At 62.0% G+C, this 26,181-nt stretch carries 22 protein-coding genes; 4 read left to right on the top strand and 18 right to left on the bottom strand.

The features are described 5' to 3' along the window. Window positions 1–46: 46 nt before the first annotated feature. The 13 genes from serA to tolQ form a co-directional block, all read right to left on the bottom strand. The gene (serA, locus tag FB009_RS14720) at window positions 47–1,642 is read right to left on the bottom strand and encodes a phosphoglycerate dehydrogenase (protein ID WP_012066837.1); all 1,596 of its coding nucleotides are present in this window, start codon (window positions 1,640–1,642) and stop codon (window positions 47–49) included. 79 nt (window positions 1,643–1,721) lie between these two features. Next, window positions 1,722–2,900, bottom strand: a complete 1,179-nt coding sequence (locus FB009_RS14715) for a phosphoserine transaminase (protein ID WP_012066838.1) — start codon at window positions 2,898–2,900, stop codon at window positions 1,722–1,724. Between the two features lie 137 nt (window positions 2,901–3,037). Continuing rightward, window positions 3,038–3,835, bottom strand: coding sequence for an outer membrane protein (locus tag FB009_RS14710; RefSeq protein ID WP_012066839.1), 798 nt, complete (start codon window positions 3,833–3,835; stop codon window positions 3,038–3,040). Between the two features lie 191 nt (window positions 3,836–4,026). Beyond that, window positions 4,027–4,854 carry an outer membrane protein gene (locus tag FB009_RS14705; protein ID WP_012066840.1) on the bottom strand — a complete coding sequence of 276 codons (828 nt, stop codon included), beginning with the start codon at window positions 4,852–4,854 and terminating at the stop codon, window positions 4,027–4,029. Window positions 4,855–5,095: 241 nt separating this feature from the next. Further along, window positions 5,096–6,451, bottom strand: coding sequence for a phosphoglucosamine mutase (gene glmM, locus FB009_RS14700; RefSeq protein ID WP_012066841.1), 1,356 nt, complete (start codon window positions 6,449–6,451; stop codon window positions 5,096–5,098). 435 nt (window positions 6,452–6,886) lie between these two features. After that, entirely contained in the window at window positions 6,887–8,824 is a 1,938-nt protein-coding gene (gene ftsH / locus FB009_RS14695; protein ID WP_012066842.1) for an ATP-dependent zinc metalloprotease FtsH, read from the bottom strand. 99 nt (window positions 8,825–8,923) lie between these two features. After that, window positions 8,924–10,285 carry a tRNA lysidine(34) synthetase TilS gene (tilS, locus tag FB009_RS14690; RefSeq protein ID WP_012066843.1) on the bottom strand — a complete coding sequence of 454 codons (1,362 nt, stop codon included), beginning with the start codon at window positions 10,283–10,285 and terminating at the stop codon, window positions 8,924–8,926. Window positions 10,286–10,296: 11 nt separating this feature from the next. Further along, window positions 10,297–11,334, bottom strand: a complete 1,038-nt coding sequence (gene ybgF, locus FB009_RS14685; protein ID WP_145161647.1) for a tol-pal system protein YbgF — start codon at window positions 11,332–11,334, stop codon at window positions 10,297–10,299. Between the two features lie 191 nt (window positions 11,335–11,525). After that, entirely contained in the window at window positions 11,526–12,056 is a 531-nt protein-coding gene (gene pal, locus FB009_RS14680; RefSeq protein ID WP_012066845.1) for a peptidoglycan-associated lipoprotein Pal, read from the bottom strand. 369 nt (window positions 12,057–12,425) lie between these two features. After that, entirely contained in the window at window positions 12,426–13,736 is a 1,311-nt protein-coding gene (tolB, locus tag FB009_RS14675) for a Tol-Pal system beta propeller repeat protein TolB (protein ID WP_012066846.1), read from the bottom strand. 63 nt (window positions 13,737–13,799) lie between these two features. Then, window positions 13,800–14,870 carry a hypothetical protein gene (locus FB009_RS14670; protein WP_012066847.1) on the bottom strand — a complete coding sequence of 357 codons (1,071 nt, stop codon included), beginning with the start codon at window positions 14,868–14,870 and terminating at the stop codon, window positions 13,800–13,802. Window positions 14,871–14,878: 8 nt separating this feature from the next. Then, window positions 14,879–15,328: a protein TolR gene (gene tolR / locus FB009_RS14665; RefSeq protein WP_012066848.1), complete on the bottom strand. Its 450-nt coding sequence runs from the start codon at window positions 15,326–15,328 to the stop codon at window positions 14,879–14,881. Between the two features lie 27 nt (window positions 15,329–15,355). Next, the gene (gene tolQ, locus FB009_RS14660) at window positions 15,356–16,075 is read right to left on the bottom strand and encodes a protein TolQ (protein ID WP_012066849.1); all 720 of its coding nucleotides are present in this window, start codon (window positions 16,073–16,075) and stop codon (window positions 15,356–15,358) included. Window positions 16,076–16,475: 400 nt separating this feature from the next. Between tolQ and ligD the strand changes: the two genes are divergently transcribed. Further along, a complete protein-coding gene (gene ligD, locus FB009_RS14655) occupies window positions 16,476–19,073 on the top strand; it encodes a DNA ligase D (protein ID WP_145161644.1) in 2,598 nt (865 codons plus the stop codon). A gap of 117 nt (window positions 19,074–19,190) precedes the next feature. On the opposite strand, the gene ybgC is transcribed toward ligD, so the two are convergent. Further along, window positions 19,191–19,634, bottom strand: a complete 444-nt coding sequence (gene ybgC, locus FB009_RS14650; RefSeq protein ID WP_012066851.1) for a tol-pal system-associated acyl-CoA thioesterase — start codon at window positions 19,632–19,634, stop codon at window positions 19,191–19,193. 127 nt (window positions 19,635–19,761) lie between these two features. Between ybgC and FB009_RS14645 the strand changes: the two genes are divergently transcribed. Genes FB009_RS14645 through FB009_RS14635 form a run of 3 tightly spaced genes read left to right on the top strand, consistent with a single transcriptional unit; the run spans window position 19,762 to window position 22,759 of the window. Next, window positions 19,762–20,982 (top strand): NAD-dependent epimerase/dehydratase family protein, encoded by a 1,221-nt coding sequence (locus FB009_RS14645; protein ID WP_012066852.1) that lies wholly within the window; start codon window positions 19,762–19,764, stop codon window positions 20,980–20,982. Continuing rightward, a complete protein-coding gene (locus tag FB009_RS14640; protein ID WP_012066853.1) occupies window positions 20,979–21,857 on the top strand; it encodes a glycosyltransferase in 879 nt (292 codons plus the stop codon). Before FB009_RS14645 ends, FB009_RS14640 begins: the two co-directional genes overlap by 4 nt. Beyond that, window positions 21,854–22,759 carry an NAD-dependent epimerase/dehydratase family protein gene (locus FB009_RS14635; RefSeq protein ID WP_012066854.1) on the top strand — a complete coding sequence of 302 codons (906 nt, stop codon included), beginning with the start codon at window positions 21,854–21,856 and terminating at the stop codon, window positions 22,757–22,759. Before FB009_RS14640 ends, FB009_RS14635 begins: the two co-directional genes overlap by 4 nt. 28 nt (window positions 22,760–22,787) lie before the next feature. Here the strand turns inward: FB009_RS14635 and FB009_RS14630 are convergent, their stop codons facing one another. The 4 genes from FB009_RS14630 to ruvC form a co-directional block, all read right to left on the bottom strand. Next, window positions 22,788–23,690, bottom strand: a complete 903-nt coding sequence (locus tag FB009_RS14630) for a metallophosphoesterase (RefSeq protein ID WP_012066855.1) — start codon at window positions 23,688–23,690, stop codon at window positions 22,788–22,790. Window position 23,691: 1 nt separating this feature from the next. Next, window positions 23,692–24,732 (bottom strand): Holliday junction branch migration DNA helicase RuvB, encoded by a 1,041-nt coding sequence (gene ruvB / locus FB009_RS14625; protein WP_012066856.1) that lies wholly within the window; start codon window positions 24,730–24,732, stop codon window positions 23,692–23,694. 174 nt (window positions 24,733–24,906) lie between these two features. Continuing rightward, the gene (gene ruvA / locus FB009_RS14620) at window positions 24,907–25,524 is read right to left on the bottom strand and encodes a Holliday junction branch migration protein RuvA (RefSeq protein ID WP_012066857.1); all 618 of its coding nucleotides are present in this window, start codon (window positions 25,522–25,524) and stop codon (window positions 24,907–24,909) included. Window positions 25,525–25,583: 59 nt separating this feature from the next. Next, on the bottom strand, window positions 25,584–26,096 hold the full coding sequence (gene ruvC, locus FB009_RS14615) for a crossover junction endodeoxyribonuclease RuvC (RefSeq protein WP_018011849.1): 513 nt from the start codon (window positions 26,094–26,096) through the stop codon (window positions 25,584–25,586). Window positions 26,097–26,181: the final 85 nt, after the last annotated feature.

Raw genomic sequence — 26,181 nt, 5'->3', positions numbered from 1 at the left:
CTCCCCACAAGTGGGAGGGTGGAGTCAATTGAAGCCCGGGTGCCGCTCAGTCGATATTGAACACCAGCGGCTTCGCCTGGCGGATCGCTTCGTTTGCGCGCAGCCTGTCGAGCACGGTCTCCGAAACCGGACCGTCGACGTAAAGCAGCGCGATCGCATCGCCGCCCTGCTTCTCGCGGCCGAGCTGGAAGTTCGCGATGTTGACGCCGGCGTCGCCGAGTGTGGAGCCGATGAAGCCGATCATGCCGGGAACGTCGGTATTGGTCAGGTAGACCATGTGGGCGCCGACATCCGCGTCGAGATTGATGCCCTTGATCTGGATGAAGCGCGGCTTGCCGTCGGAGAAGACCGTACCGGCGACCGAGCGGGTCTGGTTCGCCGTCTTCACCGTAAGTTTGATGTAGCCGTCGAAAACGCCCGTCTTGTCGCGCTTGACCTCGGAAAGAATGACACCCTTTTCCTTGATCATCACCGGAGCCGAAACCATGTTGACGTCGGCGACCTGCGGCCGGATCAGACCTGCGAGAGCCGCGCTCGTCAGCGCTTTCGTGTTCATCGCCGCGGTCGAGCCGTCATAGAGTATCTCGATCTCCTTGATGGCGCTTTCGGTGACCTGCCCGACAAAGGCGCCGAGAACATCCGCAAGCCGGATGAAGGGCTTGAGCATCGGCGCCTCCTCGGCCGTGATCGACGGCATGTTGATGGCGTTGGTGACCGCGCCCTTGACGAGGTATTCCGACATCTGCTCGGCAACTTGCAGAGCGACGTTTTCCTGCGCCTCGGTCGTCGAGGCGCCGAGATGCGGCGTGCAGACGACATTTGGCAGACCGAAGAGCGGACTATCTGTGGCGGGCTCCACTTCGAATACGTCGAAACCGGCGCCGGCGACATGCCCGGACTTGATGGCCTCGGCAAGCGCCTTCTCATCGACGAGGCCGCCTCGAGCGCAATTGATGATGCGCACGCCCGGCTTGGCCTTGGCGATCGCCTCCGCATTCAGGATGCTGCGGGTCTTGTCCGTCAGCGGCACGTGCAGGCTGATGAAATCAGCCTGGGCGAGGAGCTCGTCGAGCTCGACCTTGGCCACGCCCATTTCCTCGGCCCGCTCCTTCGACAGGAAGGGATCGTAAGCAATGACATGCATCTTGAGCCCGATTGCACGGGCACAGACGATCGAGCCTATATTGCCGGCGCCGATGACCCCGAGCACCTTGCCGGTGATCTCGACACCCATGAACTTCGACTTCTCCCACTTGCCGGCCTGGGTCGAACCGTCGGCGGCGGGAAGCTGCCGGGCAACGGCAAACATCAGCGCGATGGCGTGCTCGGCAGTGGTGATTGAATTGCCGAACGGCGTGTTCATCACGATGATGCCGCGGCGAGAAGCCGCGGGAATGTCGACATTGTCGACGCCGATACCGGCGCGGCCGACGACCTTGAGATTGGTGGCCGCGGCGATCAGCTTTTCGGTCACTTTGGTGGCCGAGCGAATGGCAAGGCCGTCGTAATTGCCGATGATTTCGGCGAGCTTCTCCTTGTCCTTGCCGAGCTTGGGCTGGAAATCGACTTCCACGCCGTGGTCGCGGAAGATCTGGACGGCGGTTTCAGAGAGTTCATCGGATACGAGAACGCGAGGTGCCATGGAGGCCTCCTTGAAGAAACAGGTCTGAGCGATTGGGGATCGTGCTCCGCCCCTCAGGGAGCGATGCAGTCGCATAGGATCAGGCGGCGACCTGCGACAGCGTCGCCTTCTGGGTCTCGAATGCCCAGGCGAGCCAAGGCATCAGGGCTTCCATGTCGGACGTTTCGATCGTCGCCCCGGCCCAGATGCGAAGTCCGGACGGAGCGTCGCGATAATGGCCGATGTCGAAAGCAACGCCTTCCTTCTCGAGGAGGGCCACGACGCCCTTGGCGAAGGCTCCCTGCGCGTCCGCGTCGAGCGCCGATACGTCGCCGTCGACAATCCTCAGGCACACCGACGTATTGGACCGCGTTTCGGGCTTCACCGCGAGGTTGACGATCCAGTCATTGGCTGCAACGAAACGATGGATGACCTCGGCGTTGGCATCGGCGCGCGCCGTCAGGCCCTTTAGGCCACCGACCGATTTCGCCCAGAGAAGCGCGTCGATATAGTCTTCGACGCAGAGCATGGACGGCGTATTGATCGTCTCGCCCGTGAAGATGCCCTCGATCAGCTTGCCGCCCTTTGTCATGCGGAAGATCTTCGGCAGCGGCCAGGCGGGGACGTAGGTTTCCAGGCGCTCCACGGCCCGAGGACTGAGGATCAGCACACCATGGGCGCCCTCTCCGCCCAGCACCTTCTGCCAGGAGAAGGTGACGACGTCGAGCTTGGCAAAGTCGAGCGCCTGGGCGAAGGCGGCGGAGGTCGCATCGCAGATGGTCAGGCCCTTGCGGCCGGAAGGAATGAAATCGGCATCCGGGACACGTACACCCGAGGTGGTACCGTTCCAGGTGAAGACCACGTCGCGGTCGAAATCGACCCTGGAAAGGTCCGGCAGTTCACCGTAATCGGCCTCCAGCCGACGGACATCGGCAAGCTTCAACTGCTTGACCACGTCGGTGACCCAGCCTGAACCGAAGCTTTCCCAGGCCAGCATGTCGACGCCGCGGGCGCCGAGCATCGACCAGAGCGCCATTTCGACAGCACCGGTGTCGGAAGCGGGTACGATGCCGATGCGGTAATCGGCCGGCACTTCGAGGATTTCACGGGTCAGATCGATGGCTTGCTTGAGCTTCGTCTTACCGATCTTGGCGCGGTGCGAGCGACCGAGCGGAGCGTCGGAGAGAGCTTCGAGCGTCCAGCCGGGACGCTTGGCGCAAGGGCCAGAAGAAAAATGGGTATTGGCCGGGCGCTGGGCCGGCTTGGCAGGCTTCGTCATATGCTATCCTCTCAGATAGAAGCCCCTCGTTGGGGAGGGGTGTCCCGCTGTCGGGGATATTGCGGCTCGGAGAGGAAGTCAAGCGGCAGCGTCGTGTTTGAAGAAACTTTTGCCGTTTAAAGCAAACCGGCGCTGCATTACCAAAGCGCGAAACGCAGTCCAACGCGGAATTCATGGCGCGAGAGCCCATCGTCGTAGCCCTGCGCGTCCCCGGAGCCGAACATGTCACCGTCCGAGATTTGCGAATAGCGATAGCCGGCATCGAACTTCAGCCGGTCCGTGACGTCATAGGAGACGCCCGCCATGAGGGCATAGGTAAAGCGCCAGCTGTCCCGTCCGCCGTAGGAAGCGCCGCCGGCGTTACCGGAGCATGCACCGCCTGGCCCGACGCAAGACGATGTCTCATGAGCCGTTTTCCAGTCGATCCGGGTCGCTCCGATACCGGCACCGAGATAGGGCGTGAAACCGGCAAGCGTCGCCAGATCGACATAGCCGTTTGCCATTAGTCCGAGCGCGGAAAAATTGGCGCGATGGGAAAAGGCGCACCCTGTCCCCGCACCCTCTCCCGCGCAGGGGGGGGCGGAGAGCGAGGTCCCGTCGAAGCGGCCCTCGAAATATTCGGCCGTAAGGTCGGCACGAATTACATCGGTGAACTGATACCCCAGGCCGATCGTGGCGGAGGCCGGCTCTTCGAAACGTGCATTGTCGAAGGCCACATTGCCCGAGCCGGGGGAACGATAGTAGGGATCTCCTTCGTCCAGCCAGGCCGCATAGCCTATGTCGCCACGCAGATACAGGCCGCCACCGGCGGCTTCTTCTGACGAGATCGTGATTTCGGGCGCGTCCAGAAAATCTTCATCGGCGGCCTGTGCGAAGAAGGGCGCCGAAAGGCCGGCGCAGAACGCCACACTGCAAAGTCCCCGTCGCCAATCCATGCCATGCCCTCTCGCTGGGGCCATTTTCGAAGTGCTGCGGATTTGGCGATCCAAGGCGCCGCACACGAAACCGGCCATCAGCGTTAACTATTGCAGGCACGGGTTAACTATGGGTTAACCATGTATTTTAGGATTTCGACAGGCCGCCTCAACGGAAGGGCGGCCCGCCTGAACACGCAGGGTTGACAGGATCACTTGTAAACGATCGGCTCCGCCGGCGGTACATAGGCCGCCTCGCAATTGTTGCCGAAAGAATAGCGCAGGCCGGCCCGCGCCTCGTGAACATAGATGTCTTTGTCATAGGCCGGACCGCTGTTCAGATTGTACCCGAACATGTCGCCGCCATTGATGTGGCGGAAGCGGTAACCGACATCGGCCTTGAGATTGCAGGTGAGATCCACCGCGGTACCGGCCATCAGCGCATAGGTGAAGCGCCAATCGCTTTCGCCCTTATGCTCGACCGTGGGGTCGCAGTTGCTCGGATCGGTAACATCGCAACTGGTGTTGCGCAGCGTTCCCCACTTTACCCTGGTGCCACCGATACCGGCACCGACATAGGGGGTAAAGGCGCCGTAGGTGCCGATGTCAACATAGGCATTGGCGAGCAGGCTCCAGGCGGACATCGATGCGACATCGTTCGAGACGCAATTGACCGCAACCCCGCAACCGCCCGTGGTAGAACCGTTGAAGTCGGACTCGCCGAGATAATCGAGCGTGAGGTCGGCGCGCAGATAGTTGTTGATCTGGTATCCGACACCCCCACCGAGCACGTAGGAATCATCGACATCGGCCCTGTCGAAATCGACCAGGTTGCTGTTCGAGCCTTGAAAATAGTGCGCTCCGCGCAGATCATTCCAAGCATATCCGACGTCGCCGCGCAGATACCAGCCGCTGCTTTGCACGACCTCCACCGGCTGCTCGACGAAAGGTGCTTCCACCGGCGGCTGATAGACGTCCGCCGCATATACCGGCGTGCCGCTTAGCAGAGCCGCGGCAACGCCCCTGAAAATCTTCTTCATGCCCCAACCCCAATACATTAGAGTATTCTTGAACGACCGACAAACACAGTCGTGACTGTCCGTATGCTTCGACGCACACTGAAGGGTAAAGGTTAATCGCTGATTAACTACAAAAATTTACCTTGAATATTAACCGTTGGCAGTATTAGCTCGCTTGTATTCACGTGCAGTGCTTGCCCCTCATCCGCCTGCACCTCCCCGCCGGCGGATGAGAGCCCGAAGCTGCGCTTTCTTTCCAAGCTCAGGCAGCGGCGTTGCGTACGGCGCCGATCACGCTGACAAGTTCGTCGACGATGCGCTCGACCTTTCCGCGATCGTCGCCTTCCGCCATGACGCGGATCAGCGGTTCGGTGCCGGAGGGACGGATGAGCAGCCGCCCGTTCTTGGCGAGCTGCGCCTCCGCATCGGCAATCGCCTGCTTGACCCCGGCATCTTCCAGCGGCTTTCCTGCCGAAATCCGCACGTTTTTCAGGACCTGCGGCACCGGCTCGAAACGGCGGCATATCTCGCTCACCGTCTTGCCCTGGCGTTTGACGACTGCAAGGATCTGCAGAGCCGCGACAAGCCCGTCACCCGTCGTTCCGAAGTCGGAAAGCACGATATGGCCGGACTGTTCGCCACCGACGTTCAGGCCGTCCTGGCGCATCTGCTCGACGACGTAGCGGTCGCCGACCTTGGTGCGGTGGAGTTTGAGCCGACGCGCCTGGAGGTAGCGTTCGAGACCGAGATTCGACATGACGGTCGCGGCAATGCCGCCACCCTTGAGCATGCCGTCGGCTGCCCAACTGTCGGCGATCACCGCCATGAGCTGGTCTCCATCGATGACCTGGCCCTCTTCATCGATGATCAATACACGGTCGGCATCTCCATCGAGCGCGATGCCGATGTCCGCCCTCACCTCGTGCACCTTCTTCTGCAGCGCGGCCGGATGCGTCGACCCGCATTCGAGATTGATGTTGACGCCATTGGGTTCGGTCCCGATGGGAACGACCTCGGCGCCGAGCTCCCAAAGGGCGGAGGGGGCGACCTTGTAGGCGGCACCGTTGGCGCAATCGATCGCGATTCTGAGCCCTGTCAGCGTAACGTCGCGCGGCAGCGTCCGCTTGGCCTGCTCGATATAGCGATAGATGTCGCCGTCGACCCGCTTCGCCCGGCCGATGTCCTCCGGTTTTGCAAGCTGGCGGGTCATGTCCTGATCCAGCAGTTCCTCGATCTTTTCCTCGATGTCGTCGGAAAGCTTGTAGCCATCGGGTCCGAAGAGCTTGATGCCGTTGTCGCGGAACGCGTTGTGAGAGGCCGAGATCATCACGCCGATATCAGCCCTCAGCGAACGGGTCAGCATGGCGACGCCGGGCGTCGGGATCGGACCGAGGAGAAACACGTCGAGCCCGGCCGCCGTGAATCCGGCGACCATCGCATTTTCAAGCATGTAGCCGGAAAGACGCGTGTCCTTGCCGATCACCACGCGGTGGCGGTGAGCTCCGTTTCTGAAAATGGTTCCTACTGCAATACCGACCCGCATCGCGAGGTCCGGCGTCATCGGAAATATATTGGATTGGCCGCGAATACCATCGGTGCCGAAATATTTGCGCTTCATAGAAACTCCATTGTCCTCTTTGGGCGTCGCCGCTTGCCCCGGCCGCGTCTGCCTGCGTGTTCCCCGATTGGCCTTCATCATCCCGCGACCCCGCCTGCAGACCCATGCCGACAGCGGAATGAGAAAATTGAAGCGGCCTTCCGTCCCTCATGCCGCTCTCCCATCATGCCGCTCTCTGTCCAACGCCCTTCCCGATCGCATCGGGAAAATCAAGTGGCCCGGCGCCATATTTGGCACAAAACCCTGCTAAACGGCACCGATCATAACATCAGAAATCATTACAGCGCGTAACAACGGTATCCTTCGCTGCAAGATGTTTTCGGCCGGATCGGCCCAGGCGAGAGCACGAAAACTGCTCTTCCTCGGGGGAAGTGCTTTAAGAAATGCCGCCGCCCCTTTCGGAGCGGCGGCATCTGATCTGAACATGCATCGAGCCTATTGCGGCTGCGGTTCGAACCCGCCTTCGGGCTCCTCGCCCTTGTTGCCTGTTTCTTTCTTGGTACCGGCAGAGGGAACGGCCGAGCCGCGATGCGGCGGCGTGTCGTCGCCAAGATCGCGCGCCGGCTTCTCGCCGCGGATCAGAGCCTTGATCTCGTCGCCCGTGAGTGTCTCGTACTCGAGCAAGCCTTCCGCGAGCGCCACGAATTCATGATGGTGCTCGGTAAGGATGCGCCGCGCCGTTTCATAGGCCTCGTCTATCAGACGCCGAATCTCGTTGTCGATCTTCTGGGCAGTCGACTCGGAAACGTTCTTCTGCTGGGCAACCGAATGGCCCAGGAAAACCTCCTGCTGGTTCTCGCCGTAAGCGACCTGTCCGAGCTGGTCGGAGAAGCCCCACTGCGTGACCATCGCCCGGGCAAGCTTCGTCGCCTGCTCGATGTCGGAGGAGGCGCCTGAAGTGATATTCTCCTTGCCGAAGGTCAGCTCCTCGGCAACACGTCCGCCCATCATGATGGCGAGGCGCGAGATCATCCACTTGTAGCTCATCGAATAGCGATCGCCTTCGGGCAGCTGCATCACCATGCCGAGCGCTCGGCCTCGGGGAATGATCGTCGCCTTGTGCAGCGGATCGGCCGAAGGAACGTTGAGCGCGAGGATCGCATGGCCCGCCTCGTGATAGGCAGTCAGCTTCTTCTCGGCTTCGGTCATGGCGGAAGAGCGGCGCTCCGCGCCCATCATGATCTTGTCCTTGGCGTCCTCGAACTCCTGCATGGTAACGACGCGCTTGTTGCGCCGCGCTGCCATGAGCGCCGACTCGTTAACGAGGTTCATGAGATCGGCACCGGAGAAGCCCGGGGTGCCGCGCGCAAGCACCTTGAGGTCGACATTCGGCGCCAGCGGCACGTTTCGGACGTGCACCTTGAGGATCCGCTCGCGGCCGTTGATGTCAGGGTTCGGCACCACGACCTGGCGGTCGAAGCGGCCCGGACGCAGCAGCGCGGGGTCGAGCACGTCCGGCCGGTTGGTCGCGGCAATGAGGATGATGCCCTCATTTGCCTCGAAGCCGTCCATTTCGACGAGCAACTGGTTCAGCGTCTGCTCGCGCTCGTCGTTTCCGCCGCCAAGCCCGGCGCCGCGATGGCGGCCGACCGCGTCGATTTCGTCGATGAAGATGATGCAGGGCGCGTTCTTCTTCGCCTGCTCGAACATGTCCCGGACCCGCGAGGCACCGACGCCGACGAACATTTCGACGAAGTCCGAACCCGAGATCGTGAAGAAGGGCACGTTCGCCTCGCCGGCGACCGAGCGGGCAAGCAGCGTCTTACCCGTGCCGGGGGGGCCGACCAGCAGAACGCCGCGCGGGATGCGGCCGCCGAGGCGCTGAAACTTCTGCGGATCGCGCAGAAATTCGACGATCTCCTCAAGGTCCTGCTTGGCCTCGTCGACGCCGGCGACGTCGTCGAAGGTTACGCGGCCATGCGCTTCTGTCAGAAGCTTGGCCTTGGACTTGCCGAAGCCCATGGCGCCGCGCGAGCCGCCTTGCATCTGGCGCATGAAGAACAGCCAGACGCCGAGGATCAGGAGCATCGGCAGGAGCGTTCCGATATAGCTGAGGAAACCCGACGAGCCGTCCGTCTCCGGACGAACCGTGACCGTGACGTCCTTGGCTTCCAGCCGCTCCGTGAGTGCCGTGTCGACCGCGGGGGCGTAGGTCTGGAAGGTCGCTCCGCTTTCGGTGTAGCTGCCGATCACCTTCGAACCGGTGATCACCACGTCCTTTACGCGGCTTGCATCGACGTCCTTGAGGAATTGCGAGAACGGAATTTCACGCGAGCCTGCCCGTTCGGTCGGCTGCTGGAACATGCTGAACAGCGCTATCAGGAGAAGCGCTATGATCGCCCAAAGGGCAAAATTTCGAAAATTAGGGTTCATCGAACTCCCCGGAACCTGTCGCAACCCGCGCATTCGCCAGGCTGTATTCTTGGTCCTAACATAGGTATCCGGGATGATCTTGCCAAGGAAAACCGCCGGTTACATTCCCATTTCTGTCAAAACATCATGCACTGGCGGAGCGGGGTATCGTTCACGCCCGAAAGACACGGCGACCGCATCCGCCATGATCCTGTCGAAACCCGGCAAAAAGGTGTCGAAAGGCGCAATGTTATACTCGATTTCGGCCAGAGCCTCGCCGTAGGCGATTCCCGCGGCATCCGCCGGCGCGATGCCTGGTGCCACCGTGGATGCGCGCTTGACAATCCCCATTGGCAGCCCTGCGTCAATAAGCCTCTGGGCCGATCGTCTCCCCGATGCGTCAGCGGTAACGACGAGGGCTGGTCCGCCGCTCGTTATCTTGAAGCGCCCGTCCCACAGTCCCTGTCCGCCCGGTCCAAGGGCAAGCACGGGCAGGTTGCGGGCCTCGCGGTAAAGATACAATCCGCCTGCACGTCGGTCGAAGACGACCCGGCCCGCCGTCATGCGGCCAGGCTTGCCGGCCCGCAGGAACTCCGAAAGCCGCTGCACCGTTGCCCGTGCGGGCAGATGATCGCGGCCGCCGAGAGCCGAAGCGACGATCAGGAGCGCTCGGCGCCAGTCCGGATCGTCCGTTGCACCAGCGTTCTCCGCAGTAATCTCCGCGACCAGCGCCTCATGAACGCGGATGCGATCCTCGATCAGCCCGGCCGCTGCCGCCGAAGAAGCAGCGCGCTGCCGTCCACCCCACAAGGGCATCTGCATATCGTCTGAGGCCGCGATCCTGGCACGAACCCGAACCCGCTCGAAGGCGTGGTTGGCGTTGCTCGGATCGTCGATCCAGGCGACGGCGCGTGCGTCGAGAAAGCTTCGGATCTCGGCGCGCCCCAAACGCAGAAACGGCCGCAGAACCCAGACCCGTCGCCCGTAAAGCATGGTTGCGGCCATGCCCGCACCGCCATGCCCCTCACCCTCCCCATCGTCTATACCGGGGCCGTTTGAGCGAGCGCGGCGCATTTCGATCGTTTCGTGCTGGTCTTCGCGCGTATGGCCCGTGACGATGCAGTCGGCGCCAAGCGCCTCGGCGGCAACGGCGAGCAATTCGTAACGTATCTTCCGCGCCGCCGCCTGGATGCCGGTCGCTGGCTTCGCGCCCTCCCAGCGGCGGGTGCGGTGAGCGATGTCAAGCGTTCTGCAGAAGGCAGCAACGCTGGCGGCTTCCTCGGCAGACTGGGGTCTCAGCGCGTGATCGACGGTGCAGGCCGCAAGGGAAAATCCGGGGTGCTCGCCTGTTGCGATCGCCGCGTGCAGGGCCATGAGCACGCCCATCGAATCGCTGCCACCGGAGACGGCCACGAGAATCCTGCAGGGCCGCGTAAAGGAACGAAGAAAATAACTGGCCGTGTCGAAGACGGCATCGGGCATATGGGCCCGCCTCAGCAGCCGAAACGGCTCTGTTCGCTCGTCACCTTGGCCTTCACGGCCGGCGATGCTTTCGGATAGCGCTTGCCGACCTCGCGCAGCGTCGCGCAGGCCGTTTCCTTGTTGTCGAGGGCACCGAGCGACATGCCGAGCTTCAGCAGCATCTCGGGCGCCTTGGGTGATTTGCCGTGGCTCTGATGCGCGTTGAGGAAAGTCTTGGCGGCGTCGCTGTACTTGCCTTGCGAATATTGTGCCTCGCCCATCCAGAAACTCGCATCGGCTGCCTTGTCGCCGCTCGGAAAGGCTTCGAGATAATTGCGGAACTCCTGCTCGGCGATACCGTAATCACCCGAAAGCACGTGACCGTAGGCGGATTGGTAGAGATCGCCCGGATCGCCGAGGGACGCGCTCGCCTGTCCGCCCTCCGTCGTGCTTCCCGGATTGTCGTTGAGGCCGCCGCCTTCGGTCGCAAGCCCCGTGTCGACGCCAGGCAGAGTGGCGTTGGCTCCGGGCTCCACGCCCGTCCTTGCAGAGACCGGATTGCCGTTCTCGTCGAAAATGATCTGACCTAGCGTTGACGGTGCCGGCGCCGCGCCCGTCGCATTTGGATCGACGCCCGCCATATCCGCGCCTCCGGCGGCCGGAGCACTGGGGCTCGGGCTATCCGTCACCCCGGGGGTGACGGACGCCTGATCATTTGATTTCGGCGTTGCAAGTGCGCCGCTTTTCTTGGAAGACGACCTGCCGCTCTCGAGGTCCTGAAAGCGGAATTCGTTGTCCTCCTGGAACTTCCGGATCTGCTCCTGCATCTGCAGGAGCTGGAAGCTCATTTCCTCGATACGCCCGTTGAGGGAGCGGATCTGTTCCTCGAGTTGACCGATCCGTGCAATATCGGGTGATTGCACCTTCACTACCGGAAGGTCTCCCTTGCTGGCGGCATCGGTCTGTGTCGTGCGGGCAACGAGCCCGGAAAGCGGCATGGCATTCACCGAAGAGCCGAGGCCCGCAAGGGTCACAAGGCCAAGCAGTCCTGCCACGACAAATTTCTTCATTTCATTTGTCCTGTTCGTAACCGAATATCCCACCTTTGATCGCGTTCCGCGGTACATCTGCCGATTCCGAGGTGGGTGCCGCACAGTTTTCCAACTGCCGTGAAAAAGCAACGGAGTTCGGCCAAAGTGTGGTAAAAAACAAAGGGCGGCCCTTGAGACCGCCCTCGAATTCCCCCTCGATACGAGGCTGATCAGCTTCCGGCGCCGCCGAGAACGGTAACCGCGCGGCGGTTCTGCGACCAGCAGGAGATGTCGTCGCAGACCGCGACCGGCTTTTCCTTGCCGTAGGAGATCGTGCGCATACGGTTGCCCGGCACGCCGCGGCTGACGAGATAGTCGCGGGTCGCGGCAGCACGGCGGGCGCCGAGCGCGAGGTTGTATTCGCGGGTACCGCGCTCGTCCGCATGGCCTTCGATGGTGACCGCATAGTTCGGATATTTCGCCAGCCACTGGGCCTGACGGTCGAGCGTCGTCTGTGCGTCCGCGCGGATCGAAGTCGAGTCCGTATCGAAGAAGATGCGGTCGCCGACGTTGACGGTAAAGTCCTGCTGCGAGCCCGGCGTCGCCGCACCGGCGCCAAGGCCGAGGCCGGCAGCATCATTCGGCAGGTTCTTCTTGGAAGCGCAACCAGCGAGGGCAAGCGTCATGACGAGCGCGATCATGATCGGATTGCGGGCGATGGTCTGCATGCGGCTTGCTGCCGGGGCGTCAATTCGGCTCATGGGCCGGGTCTCCTTGAGAAGTGTCAAATTCACGGTTGCCAGACTGTAACCGGAAGCGGTTAATTGCTTTTCAACAAGCATGGTTAACGAATCGACAATCTGCGTCGGGGCGCCTGCTACACCAGCACTTTGCGGCGAGAAAGCGGCACATTCGCCTCAATCTCCTCCATATCTGTGGACATGCGATCACGAAGAATTTCGGGCCGAAATCGGCCCGAAATAATTGAATCTCATGAATTCTCTCGAAAACGCGGCGCTACTGCATGTGTCCTTTGATCAGATCCGATTGAAGGACACAAATTGCAGCAGATCAAAGTGCTACAGCGACCTTTGTGCCTCTGATAAGACGCACGGCGCTGCAGCGCCGGCCTACTCCATGAGCGGCGACCAGGCCGGGTCCGAGGCGAAGCCCTGGGTCGGGACAAGCTGCTCGTTATAGCCCGTCAGGTCGATCGAATAGAGCTGTGGGCCGCCTGCGCCGGCGTTCTGGCGGAAGAACATCAGCACGCGGCCGTTCGGCGCCCAGGTGGGACCTTCATTATGGAAGCCTGTCGTGAGGATACGCTCACCCGAGCCGTCCGGTTTCATGACACCGATCGAGAACTTCCCACCCGACTGCTTGGTGAAGGCGATGAGATCGCCGCGCGGGGACCAGACCGGCGTCGAATAGGAACCGTCGCCGAAGGAGATGCGCGTCTGGCCCGAGCCATCGGCACCCATGACATAGAGCTGCTGCCTGCCGCCGCGATCACTTTCGAAAACGACCCGGCTTCCGTCCGGCGAATAGGACGGCGAGGTGTCGATCGCCGCGGTGTTGGTGAGCCGCGTCGTCGTGCGCGAGCGCAGGTCCATCGTATAGATATTGGCGTTGCCTTCCTGCTGCAGGCTCATGATCACCCGCTGGCCGTCCGGCGAAAAGCGTGGAGCGAAGGTCATGCCCGGGAAGTTGCCGACCACCTCGCGCTGCCCCGTTTCCAGCTGCAGCAGATAGACCCGTGGCTGCTGGTTCTCGAACGACATATAGGTGATTTCCTGGCGGTTCGGCGAGAAGCGCGGCGTCAACACGATGTCATTGGAATTGGTGAGCGCGCGGGAATTGGCCCCGTCCTGGTCCATGATGGCCAGCTGGCGCTGGCGCGCATTTTTCGGACCACTTTCGGCGACATAGACGATGCGCGTGTCAAAATAGCCCTTCTCGCCCGTGATCCTTTCATAGATCGCATCGGCGATGATGTGGGCGACCCGGCGCCAGTTTTCCGGCTGGGTGTAGAACTGCTGACCCAGCATCTGCGTTCCGGCGAAGGTATCCCAGAGGCGGAACTCCGCCTTCAGCCTGCCGTCGCCTTCTTTTGTGACGCGACCAATGACGAGCGCCTGCGCGTTGATGACCTTCCAGTCCTCGAAGCGCGGAGTGGCATCGGGATTGGAGACCTTCTCGATGAACGCGCCCTTGTTGATGGGAGCGAAAAGCCCGGAGCGCTTCAGATCGGCGGCAATGACGTCGGATATCTTCTGCGCAAGCTCGCCCTGCACGAAATCCGTGATCGCGATCGGCAGCGGCTCGACGTTACCTTTGTTGATGTCGATCTCGACGAGCGCCTTTGCCGGCGAGGCAATGAGCCCGCAGCCTGCGACCAGCACCATCAGAAGGCGGAAAAAATTGCGTCTCAGCATTTCCATGAAGCCTTTCAGCCTTTCGTTTCCCGAGCAGGATGGGACCGCGCCGCATCCCGCTCGCCTTGTCTAGAGCATCGAGCTCGGGTCAAAGTTGACGACGACCTCGCTCCACGAATCATATTTTTCAGCCGGCAGTCCCTTGAAGGGGGCCGATTTCAGGATGGCGCGACGCGCACCACCCATGAGCGCCCGCCGCGCCGAATCCGAACCGCCGCTGGCCTCCACCTCCGGATCGCCGATCAGCTCCCCGTTCGGGTCGAGCCGCATCCTCACCTTGATGCGGACATCCGCCGCGTCGGCCATGCCGGGGATGATCGACCAGTTGTTTTGGATCTGGCCGCGAAGTGCATCCATTTCGCTTTGCGAAAGGGTGTTTCCCGTCGTCGTCTTCTTGCCACCGAGAGCCGCTTCCTCGGTCGAGCGCTTGGCGCCACCGCCCGAAGACTCCTGCTTGTTGAGCAGCGCCGCGATTTCGTCGGCGTTGAAGTCGCTCTCCTTCTGCGAGGACGCCTTCTTCTGCTCCTTCTGGACTTCATCCTTCTTGCGCTCGGGGGTCTTGGCCGTCTGCGCCGGCTTTTCGACCTTCGGCTTTACCTGCGGCGTCGGCACCTTGTCCGGCAGAGCCTCAGCCTCGGGATTTTCCGTAGGCTGCTCTTCCGCCGGCGCGGGCTCCGGCTTCGTGTCCGGCTTCACTTCCTGCTTGGGTTCGGGCAGTGCCGCCACTTCCGTCGCGGGCTCTGCCGCAGGCTTCGTCTCTTCGACCTTCTCGATCTCTTCCTTCACGGGATCGGGCGTCGGCGGAGCCTTTTCGGTTTTCTGCGGTGCTGCGGCCGACTCGTTGTCGACCGGCTTGGCATTGGGCGTGGGCGGTGTTTTCAGGTCGACGTCGTTCTCGCCGACATTCTCGGCGTTTTCGACCGGCGTCGGCTTCTTGGTCGGAACCGGCGAAGCCTTTTCCCTGGCCGGAGCCTTCTTGTCGCCCTGCTGTATCTGGGTAATCGACTCGACAGGTACGATGTCGACCGGCAAGGCCTCGACATCCGCGACCTCGAAATCGGCCGGGCTGCCAAGCGACACCAGCGCCCAGGTCAGAACCAGGGCGTGGAGGACAGCAGATGTAGCGATACTGCCCTTCATTCAGATGTTCACTTCTCTTGTTCTTGAAGCGTTACCAGACCCAGGTTCTTGAAGCCTGCCGCGGAGATGCGCGCCATCACCTGCATCACGGTGCCGTAATCGGCATTGGTGTCGCCGCGCACGTAGATGCGCTCGTTGTAGCCGGTGGTGGCGATCGCCTCGAGCTTCGGCACGATCTCGTCGATCGCGATCGGCGTTTCCTGCAGGAAGATTTCGCCTGCGGGGTTGACCGAGACAGTGATCGGCTGGGTGTCGGCGTTCATCGCTTTCGCCTGCGTTTCCGGCAGGTCGATAGGCACGCCAACCGTCATCATGGGCGCAGCCACCATGAAGATGATGAGCAGAACAAGCATGACGTCGACGAGAGGCGTGACGTTGATCTCGCTGATCGCGCTTCTTCTGCCGCTGCGGCGGCGCCTGCCGCCCGACCCTTTGGCTCCCCCAACTGCCATACCCATCAGCGTGGTCTCCGTCCTTAGAGGTCGTTACTGCGCGGCCTGGCGAGAAGGCTGCAGCTTCTCGTCGATCTGCCGCGACAGGATGGCGGAGAATTCGTCGGCGAAGGCTTCCATGCGCGCCGACAGCTTGCCGGCATCGGCGGTAAATTTGTTGTAGGCGATAACGGCGGGGATAGCGGCCAGCAGACCGATGGCGGTCGCCAAGAGCGCTTCTGCGATGCCGGGTGCGACGACGGCAAGGTTGGTGGATTTCGAACCCGCGATCGCCTGGAACGAGGTCATGATGCCGACGACGGTACCGAAAAGTCCGATAAAGGGCGCTGCCGATCCAATCGTCGCCAGCGAACCGAGCCTCGCTTCGAGCGCCTCGGACTCACGGGCGAGCGTCACGTCCATTGCGCGATCGATACGCATCTGCAGGCCGATCGGCGCACGCGCGCCGCGTTCGAAGCTCTTCTTCCATTCGCGCATGGCCGAAACGAAGATCGCGCCCATGCCGCTCGTCTGCCGGTCCGAGAGCGTGCGATAGAGCTCTTCCAGTGACTGACCTGACCAGAACACCTGCTCGAAACTATCGAGCTGGCGGCGGACGCGCCCATAATTCAGGCTCTTGTCGACAACGATCGCCCAAGTCCAGACCGAGGCGGCGATGAGCCCCAGCATGACCAGCTTCACGACCAAGCCCGCTTGCATGAAGAGCGACCAGAGGGTCACGTCGCTCGTCGCGGCCAATCCAACCTGTTCCATCGATTTCAGTCCCCGAATCCAAACACCCGGCAGGAGCAACTTATGCTCGTGACCGGGTCGCCCAAATGTCCTGCAGCAGGAATGCCCCGGTATTGCCACTGATCGCGGCATTGCGATCTTCTCGCTCAGCCTGCCTTCTTGCCGTCAATTTTGGTCAAAGGATGACGTGCACTGCACAAATCCTGATGCACGGATTAAGACACCATTATGGTTAAGGGAGTATTACCGCGCGCGCAGTTTGAGAGAGCTTGCCCGATACGGAACCTCGCACCGCGTCGTACGTTTCGGTGCAATGAGCCTCTACCCCTGGAAATATGAAGCCTGCACGGCCCGCTATTGCCCTGATCGACGGCGCCTCGACGGCGCGAAAGCTGCTCTCGGGTGAGGTGCGTTTAGGACCATGGCCGCTCGCAACGAAACACTTACCGAATATAACAGGCGCCGTGACTTCACGCGGACGAAGGAGCCCAAGGGAACCGTCGCTCGTCGCAGCGGGAACAGGATGCGGTTCCTGGTCCAGAAGCACGCCGCAACCCGCCTGCATTACGACTTTCGCCTGGAATGGGAGGGCGTGCTGAAGAGCTGGGCGGTGACGCGCGGCCCAAGCCTCAACCCCGAGGACAAGCGCCTTGCCGTCCGCACCGAAGACCACCCGCTTGCTTATGGCGACTTCGAAGGAACCATCCCGAAGGGAGAATATGGCGGCGGCACCGTGATGCTCTGGGATACGGGCTGGTGGGAGCCGGAGGATGACCCGTCCAAAGCCTTGAGGAAGGGCAAGCTCTCCTTCAAGCTGCATGGCAGCCGCATGAAGGGAGGCTGGGCTCTGGTACGCATGCGCCCACGCGAAGGCGAGAAGCGCGAGAACTGGCTGCTCGTCAAGGAAACGGATGAGATCGCCTCCAAGGATGGCGAGAGCCTGATCAACGAAAACATCACCAGCGTCGTCACCGGTCGCACCATGGAAGAGATCGCCGAAGGCAGGGGCGAAAAGCGCTCACGCGTCTGGCACTCGAACAAAAGCACGGCGGCCAATCTCAGGGCCGGCGCGGTCGCTGAAGACGGCAATGCACGCAAGCGCCCCACGCGAAAGCCCTCAGGCAAACTGCCTACCTTCCGGGCGCCTCAGCTGGCGACGCTGGTGACCCAGGTACCCGTGGGCGACGCGTGGCTGAACGAAGCCAAGTTCGACGGCTACCGGCTTGTTTGCGCCCTGGGCGGCGGTACTGCCCGCTGCTACACGCGCAACGGACTCGATTGGACCGAAAAGTTCCCGGTCATTGCCGCAGCCCTTGCCGAACTCGACTGCCGGTCCGCCCTTATCGACGGCGAAGTCGTAGCACTGTCAGAAGGCGGGTCCACTTTCTCCGCCCTGCAGAAAGCGCTTGCAACAGGGGCCAGCACACGGCTTTACGCGTTCGATCTCATCGAGCTCGACGGCAAGGATTTGAGCAGAAAGCCGCTCGTGGAGCGCAAGGAAAAGCTCGAAGCGCTGCTCCAAACGCTGGGCACGACCTCGACCATCCAGTTCAGCGAGCATGTTCGCGGGAATGGCGAGCACGTGCTTGCCGCCATATGCAAGGCTGGTCAGGAGGGTATAATCGCCAAGGAGGCGAACGCCCCCTACCGGAGCGGGCGCACCCGAAGCTGGCTCAAGGTGAAATGCACCAAACGCCAGGAATTCGTCATCGGCGGCTACAGCCTGTCGGACAAGAAGGGGCGCGCCTTCGCCTCGCTCATCGTCGGGACTTTCGAAGGCGGGAAGCTGATCTATCGTGGCGGGGTCGGAACCGGTTTCAGCAAAAAGACGATGGAGGACCTCGCCGCAGCCTTCGCCTCACGCAAAAGAGAAACGTCGCCCTTCGACAGCATACCGCGAGAGAGAATGCGACATTCAGTTTGGCTGAAGCCGGACCTGGTGGCCGAGGTAGACTTCGCCGAATTCACGGCTGAAGGCCATATCCGCCACGGTTCGTTCGAGGGATTGCGCGAGGACAAGGAGGCAAAGGCCGTGAAACTGGAGACATCGAAGCCAGCGGAAGTGGAGTCCGGGACCACCACCAAGGGTAAATCCACCACAAAGGCGCGCAGGACATCGGCCGCACAAGGTGACGCCGACGTCCTCGGCATCCGTATTTCGCATCCGGACCGCGTCCTGTTCAAAGGTCAGGGCATCACCAAGATCGATCTTGCCCGCTATTATGCAATCGTCGCCGACAGGATGCTCCCCTTTGCCGCCGACCATCCCGTCTCGCTGGTGCGCTGCCCGCAGGGCGGCGAGCGGCAGTGCTTCTTCCAGAAGCACGCAAGCGACGGCTTTCCCGATGCGATCAGGGAAGTGCCCATCACCGAATCGTCGGGAGACACCGAAGACTACATGTATATCCACGATGCCAAGGGGCTCGTCGCAGCAGTACAGATGGGGACGCTCGAATTTCACATCTGGGGCGCAAGGACCGATCGGCTGGAGAAACCCGATCGGCTGGTCTTCGATCTCGACCCCGATCCAAGCGTCGACTTCGCAACCGTCAAAACAGCGGCCGTAGAGCTTCGCGACGAGCTCGCCGGGATCGGCCTGAAAACCGTGCCGATGGTGACGGGCGGCAAGGGAGTCCACGTGATCGTGCCGCTCCGCCCCCATGCCGAATGGGATGAAGTAAAAGGGTTCGCCAAGGCGCTCGCGCAATCTTTTGCCGAGCGCGATCCGGATCATTTCGTCGCGACCATGTCCAAGGCCAAGCGCAAGGGGAGGATTTTCATCGACTGGCTGCGCAACGACCGCGGCGCCACGGCGATAGCCCCCTACTCCACCCGTGCGCGCGCCGGCGGACCGGTCGCCACTCCGGTCGGCTGGGAGGAGCTTGAAAGCCTCGATGCCGCCAATGGGTTTCATATTCCCGAAATTCTCGCACGCATCGAGGCCGGAACCGATCCCTGGCGGGACATCGGCAAGATCAGTCAGTCGCTGACGAAGAAGATCCTGAACTCGGTCGCGTGAGGCCGCCTCTCGCCTGGTCTGCCTGAGCCCTGGATCACGATGATATCACTCGGGTCGAACGTGATCGATTTGAAAGAATAGAGCGGGGTGCGGGCGGAAAACCGCATAGACTTTTCATCACCCCGCTTTGAAAAATTTCGTTGCCAATGCTTCAGGCAGGCGCCTTGGCCGCCCTTGGCCGTTGATGACCGCAATGATCACCTTGGCCGCGATCAGCAGCGATTCGCCCCGCCTGATCTGCTGCTGCAGGATCATCTTGGCCCCGCCCGCCTTCTCGGTCCCCGTCTCGATCGTCAGGACGTCGTCCATGCGCGCCGGCGACTTGAAGTCGATCTCCATCCGATGGACGACGAAGACCAGGCCTTCCACGTCTCCTTCGATCGCGAGCGACGCCTGCTCGACGCCCAGAAGCCGCAAGTAGTCGGTACGCGCGCGCTCCATGAAATGGAGGTAGCGCGCATGGTAGACGACGCCCGAGAAGTCGGTGTCCTCGTAATAGACCCGCTGGATCAGCCGGTGACCGGTCTCCGTCAGCTCGCCAGCAAGCGAAATCAGTGACATGGCAATTCTCCGGGAGGATTATTGCGTTTTCCTGTGCAGGAACGAAAAGACATTTGCAAGCACCTGCAGCTTTGTCACAATCCTAATCTATCAGGACCCTGTCCTCTTCCGATCAGGAGAATCGTGCATGAAAATTGCAGTCCTCGGCGGTGACGGTTTCGTCGGCTGGCCCACCGCCCTGCATTTATCCGATGCGGGCCACGACATTCACATCCTCGACAATCTCTCCCGTCGCTGGATCGACACCGAACTCGGCGTGCAATCCTTGACACCGATGGATTCCATCCAGGAGCGCACGCGCATCTGGCATGCGGAAACGGGCCGGCGCATCCACTTCAAGCTAATCGATCTCGCCCGCGACTACGAACTTTTGAAGAACTGGCTCGCGGAGCATCGCCCCGATGCGATCGTCCATTTCGCCGAGCAGCGGGCCGCCCCCTATTCGATGAAGAGCGACCGGCACAAGAATTATACGGTCAACAACAATGTCAATGCGACTCACAACCTCCTGAATGCGCTGGTCGAACTCGAGCTGGACGCCCATCTCGTTCATCTTGGGACAATGGGCGTCTACGGCTATTCCACCATTGGCGCGGCGATTCCCGAAGGCTACCTGGCGGTCGGCATCGAAACCATGGGCGGCGATACGGTAAGCCAGGAAATTCTCTATCCGTCCAATCCGGGTTCCGTCTACCATATGACCAAGTGCCTGGATCAGCTGCTTTTTCAGTTCTACGCCAAAAATGACGGGCTCAGGATCACCGACCTGCACCAGGGCATCGTCTGGGGCACGCATACCGAGCAGACGCGGCGTCATCCCCAACTCATAAACCGCTTCGACTACGACGGCGATTACGGAACCGTGCTCAACCGCTTCCTGATCCAGGCGGCAATCGACTACCCGCTGACGGTTCACGGAACCGGCGGCCAGACGCGCGCCTTCATCCATATTCAAGACTCGGTCCGCTGCATCGAACTCGCACTCAATAACCCGCCGGCACGCGGCAACCGCGTCGAGATATTCAATCAGATGACGGAAACGCATCGCGTCCGCGACCTCGCCGGGATGATCGCGCGCATGACCGGCGCGAAGATCGCCTGGCTGCCCAATCCGCGCAAGGAAGCGGCGGAAAACGAGCTCGTGGTGCACAATGAGAAATTCCTGGCGCTCGGCCTCAACCCGGTACGGCTGGAAGACGGGCTGCTTTCGGAAATTGTCGACGTGGCGAAAAAATTCGCCTATCGCGTCGACCGCTCGCGCGTGCCGGCTGTTTCCGCCTGGACGAAGGACATCGCTCCGTTGATCAACCACGATCCGGAGGGCAAGCGGCTGAAATCCGTTTCATGAGCCGCGTGTTCGCCAGTCCGGAGGGGCTTAGCCCCTCCTCTCCTGTGGCTGCACGCCACGCGTTCGTGACGCTCGTCACCAATAGCGAGTACGCGCTCGGCGCGCGGGCCCTGCTGCGATCGATCCGGCTCACGCGGACACCGGCGGATATTGTGGTGCTTCACACCGGCGCAGTGAGCGCATCCGACCTCGAGCCGCTGACCGAATTCGACTGCCGCCTGATCGAAACGGAGCTCCTGCCGCTTTCGGACGCGTTCAACGCCCGGCATCAGCGCCGCAACGTCCACGAGCAGGCGCCTTTCACGAAGGGACGGAAGCCAGGCTTCCACTCGCCGCTCGACAATTTTTGCAAGATAAGGCTATGGCAGCTCGTCGAATACGAACGCTGCGTCTTCATCGACGCCGATGCGCTCGTGCTGCACAACATAGACAAACTGTTCTCCTATCCGGAATTTGCCGCTGCGCCGAATGTCTATGAGAACCTCTCAGACTTCCACCGCATGAATTCCGGCGTCTTCGTCGCCGAGCCCTCGGTCGCGACCTTCGAGAAGATGCTTGCGGCGCTCGATGCACCGGACGCCTTCTGGCCACGCACGGACCAGACCTTTCTTCAAAGCTTCTTCCCGGATTGGCACGGCCTGCCGGTAACGATGAATATGCTCCAATATGTCTGGTTCAACCTGCCTCAGCTTTGGGACTGGCGCTCGATCGGAGTGCTTCACTACCAGTATGAAAAGCCGTGGGAAAAGGATCATCCGCGCGCGGACGCCCTGCGGCCTTTGATCGATCTCTGGCATGCATATCTGACGGGCGACCGGATTCCCGATATTGCCGCTCTCGCCAACCCGGCGCACGCCGGCCCCACGTCCCCATGAGCAGCGCCGCCACGACGCGCGTTCTCATCTCCGGCGGAACCGGATTCGTCGGCCGCTTCATCGTCGAGCACCTGCTGGCAAACGGCTATCACGTCACGGTCGGCGGCCGCTCTCCGCCTCCTGCCGGCTTCTATTCGCAACCGGTTTCCCATGTGCCGCTCCGGCTCGACCCCGACGCGGACCAGGCCCGCGCATTCGACAATATCTGTTACTTTGTCCATGCCGCCTTCGAGCATGTCGAGGGCAGATATCGTGGAGGCGAGGGGCAGGACCCTGAGGGATTCCGCCGCGCCAATCTCGAGGGCTCGGTCCGCCTCTTCGAGGAGGCGCGCACCGCCGGCGTGCGCCGCTGCGTTTTCCTGTCGAGCCGCGCCGCCTATGGCGACACGGCGCCGCCGGTTGTCGCAGAAACGTCACCCGTCGCACCGGACACGCTCTACGGACAGGTGAAGCTCGCCGCCGAAAATGCCTTGAAGTCGATGACCGGGCATCATTTCGTCACGGCGAACCTGCGGATAACAGGCGTTTACGGGCCTGCGGGTGAAGGGCGACAGCATAAATGGAGCGATCTCTTCGCCGACTATCTCGCCGGCCGAACCGTGCCGGACCGCATCGGCACCGAAGTGCATGGCGATGACGTCGCCAAGGCTGTCCGCCTCATGCTCGAAACCGAGCCCGCGAGACTATCCGGCCAGGTCTTCAACGTCTCCGACGTGCTGACCGGCAACCGCGAGATCCTCTCCATTCTCCAGGCTGCAACGGGTTGTCCAAACCCCCTGCCCACAGCGGCAGCGGCCGAATTCACGACGATGTCGACGGAGAAGCTGCGCGCTCTCGGCTGGGTGCCGGGCGGAAGGGAAAAACTCGCTGCGACAATCCGTGAACTTGCGGGGAGACGGTGACCGGTAGGCGGAGACGGGGCGATTCCACTCACCCGATATCAACGACCACAATCTCCGGCGGCACGCCAAAACGGATCGGGGCGATGGAGCAGCCAAGGCCACCCGAGACGATCAGATTGCGATCATACTCGACAATATGACCGTATGCGTAACGGTCGCCGAAACGGGAGGGTACTACGGGCGAGTGGCCGGCAAAGCGCACCTGTCCGCCATGGGTGTGACCGGACAGCGTCAATGCCACCCGCGGAGGCACCTTCGGAAAAATGTCCGGCTCGTGCGCAAGCAGGATGACCGGTGCCTCGTCCGTGACCTGCGCGAGCGTTCCGTCGAGATCGTCGAGCCCGCCCATCGAGGCGCGTTTCCACTTCCGGCCCGGCAGAAGGGCAAGCTGGTCCTCGAGCCCTGCAAGCCAGAAGCCGGAGCCGTCCTTCTCGAGACGGACAGCGCGATTGCTGTAAACCTCGATCCCGGCCTCGGCCAATGCCCGATGCCCGAAGGTCTCGCCACCACCGTTCTTCTGGGCGGTCCTGTCTTCCCACCAATCATGATTTCCCATGATGGCATGGACGCCGAGGGGGGCCTTCAAAGTGGCGAGCGCTTTCGACCACTCGTTCGAATGGACGTAGCGCGTCACCAGGTTCATGCCGGCAGCGTAGTCGCCGAGAAGAACTGTGACGTCACCGCCAAGAGCGTTGGCGCGTTCGCAAATAGAGGTGATGCGGCGCGTCGACATCCACGGTTCGCAGGCGTGAATATCAGCGAGTGCCACAATGCGGAGCTTCAGGCCGGAGGGCCAGCGGGATGGGGTCAGGACGTAACGGGCCACGCTGAGGCGCGCCAACGGCTCAACGCCAAAGGCATAGCCGCCAAGCGCCATGGCGCCGAAAAATCCACCGCCCAGAAGTTTCACGAAGCCCCGCCGGGTGAACATGTCAGTCGTCCTCGAGCGTTAGGCGGAATTGGCTCGCCTCGACATCCTTTGGAGGGTTGAGGCCGAGATGCTTCCAGGCATTCGCCGTCAAAACCCGGCCGCGGGGGGTGCGCTGGATGAATCCCTGCTGGATCAGATAGGGCTCGATGATATCTTCGATCGCGTCGCGCGGCTCGGACAAGCCTGCGGCGATGGTCTCGATTCCGACCGGCCCGCCGCCGAAATTCTGGGCGATCATCGTCAGATAGCGCCGGTCGAGCTGGTCGAGGCCCATGCTGTCCACGAGGAGCCGGGTCAGCGCCTCGTCGGCAATCTGGCGCGTTACGGCCTCCGCCCGCGCGACCTCGGCGAAGTCGCGCACACGGCGCAGAAGACGGCCGGCGATTCGGGGCGTGCCGCGCGCACGGCGGGCGATTTCGCGCGCACCTTCGTCGGTCATGCCGAGGCCCATCAGCCGCGCGCCACGGCGCACGATCAGCTCCAGCTCCTCGACGGTATAGAAATTGAGCCGTACGGGGATGCCGAACCGGTCGCGCAGCGGCGTCGTGAGAAGACCGAGGCGCGTCGTCGCGGCAACCAGCGTGAACTTGGCCAGGTCGATTTTCACCGAACGGGCCGACGGACCCTCGCCGATGATGAGGTCGAGCTGAAAATCCTCCATGGCCGGATAGAGTATCTCCTCGACGGCCGGGTTGAGACGATGAATTTCATCGATGAAGAGCACGTCGCGCTCTTCGAGGTTGGTCAGCAACGCGGCAAGATCGCCGGCCTTTGCGATCACCGGGCCGGAGGTCGAGCGAAAATTAACGCCGAGCTCCTTCGCCATGATCTGCGCCAGCGTCGTCTTGCCTAGCCCGGGGGGGCCGACGAACAGCACGTGGTCGAGCGCTTCGCCGCGATTGCGCGCCGCTTCGATGAAGATCTTGAGATTGGCGCGTGCTTCTGCCTGACCGGTGAACTCGTCGAGCGTCTGCGGGCGCAAGGTCGCATCGACGTCTTCCCCTCGCTTTTCCGGCGCAATCAGGCGTGCGGCTTCACTCATGTCAAAGCTTCCGTTTCAGGCTGTCGGCGTCATGATGCGGGTCGTTGAAGCCGAACACCACCTCTTCTGCGCCCAACCATAGTAGGGTCGCCCCAATCAATCCACCGGCATCGGCCGGGCCGGCCCGCGCACCCGTACTCCAATGCCTTTGTGGCCGCAGGAAGGCTCGCCCCCTCACCGCGACAGTTCCTTGAGGCCAAGGCGGATCAGCCTGGCGCTGTCGGCGCCCTCCCCGCCGTTTTTCAGCGCGGCTGCAACGGCATTCGCAGCCTGGTCGCGCGAATAGCCGAGATTGGTGAGCGCCGAGACCGCATCCGAGACCGGCGCGGCGGCAACGCCTTCCCCGAGTTCCTGCTTTAGGCCGATCGACGGTGCCATCTCGCCGACGAAAGCGGGGGCCTTGTTCTTGAGTTCGGTGACGATGCGCACGGCGACTTTCGGGCCGACACCCGGCGCGCGCGAGATCGACGTCTTGTCCTGCAGTGCGATGGCATTGGCGAGTTCGCCCGGAGTCAGCGTGGAAAGAACCGCCAGCGCGACCTTGGACCCCACACCCTGAACGCTCTGAAGCAGCCGGAACCATTCACGCTCCAATGCGCTCAGAAAGCCGAACAGCTTCAGCTGATCCTCGCGCACATAGGTCTCGATGAAGAGCACGGCCGCCTCTCCCGCCCTTCCGAGCTTTGCGAGCGTGCGCGCCGAACAATGGGCGACATATCCGACGCCATGCACGTCGAGTACCACATGATCCTCGCCGATCTCGTCTATGGTGCCTTTCAGCTTGCCGATCATCTGGTCTCTCTGGATGGGGTTGGGTATCCGTCGCCTTTGAAGCAGTACCGATGGCCGGGCTACCCTGCAAGCGCTGCGAGGCGGCTGGTAATCGCCTGCCTGTTATGGGCATGGCAGATGGCGATGGCGAGCGCGTCGGCCGCGTCGTTGCCTTTGAATTCCGCCTTGGGCATCAGCACCTTCAGCATCATGTGAATCTGCTGCTTTTCGCCGTGGCCCACACCGATTACCGCCTTCTTCACGGCGTTGGGGGCATATTCCGCCACCCTCAGGCCTGCCCGGGCCGGCACCAGCATTGCAATGCCACGCGCCTGGCCGAGCTTCAGTGTGGCGGTCGCGTCCTTGTTGACGAAGGTCTGCTCGACCGCCGCCTCGTGCGGCTGATAGCTGTGGACCACCTCGGCAAGCCCGTCATGCAATTGGCAGAGGCGCGAGGCAAGGTCCATGTCGCCATCGGACGTGATCGTTCCCGAAGCGATGAAACGCAGAGAATTGCCGAGAGTCTCAATTATTCCCCAACCGGTGCGCCTTAGGCCTGGATCTACGCCTATGATGCGAATCATATTCTGCATGCTTCACCCTATTTCGGTCAGGGGAACGCTGCCAGCGAAAAGTGAACAAAACAAAAACATTACACAGAAATGGCTTCTCGCTGAC

This window comes from Sinorhizobium medicae (genome assembly GCF_007827695.1).
Taxonomy (GTDB): domain Bacteria; phylum Pseudomonadota; class Alphaproteobacteria; order Rhizobiales; family Rhizobiaceae; genus Sinorhizobium; species Sinorhizobium medicae.
This window is presented reverse-complemented; position numbering and strand designations above follow the sequence as displayed.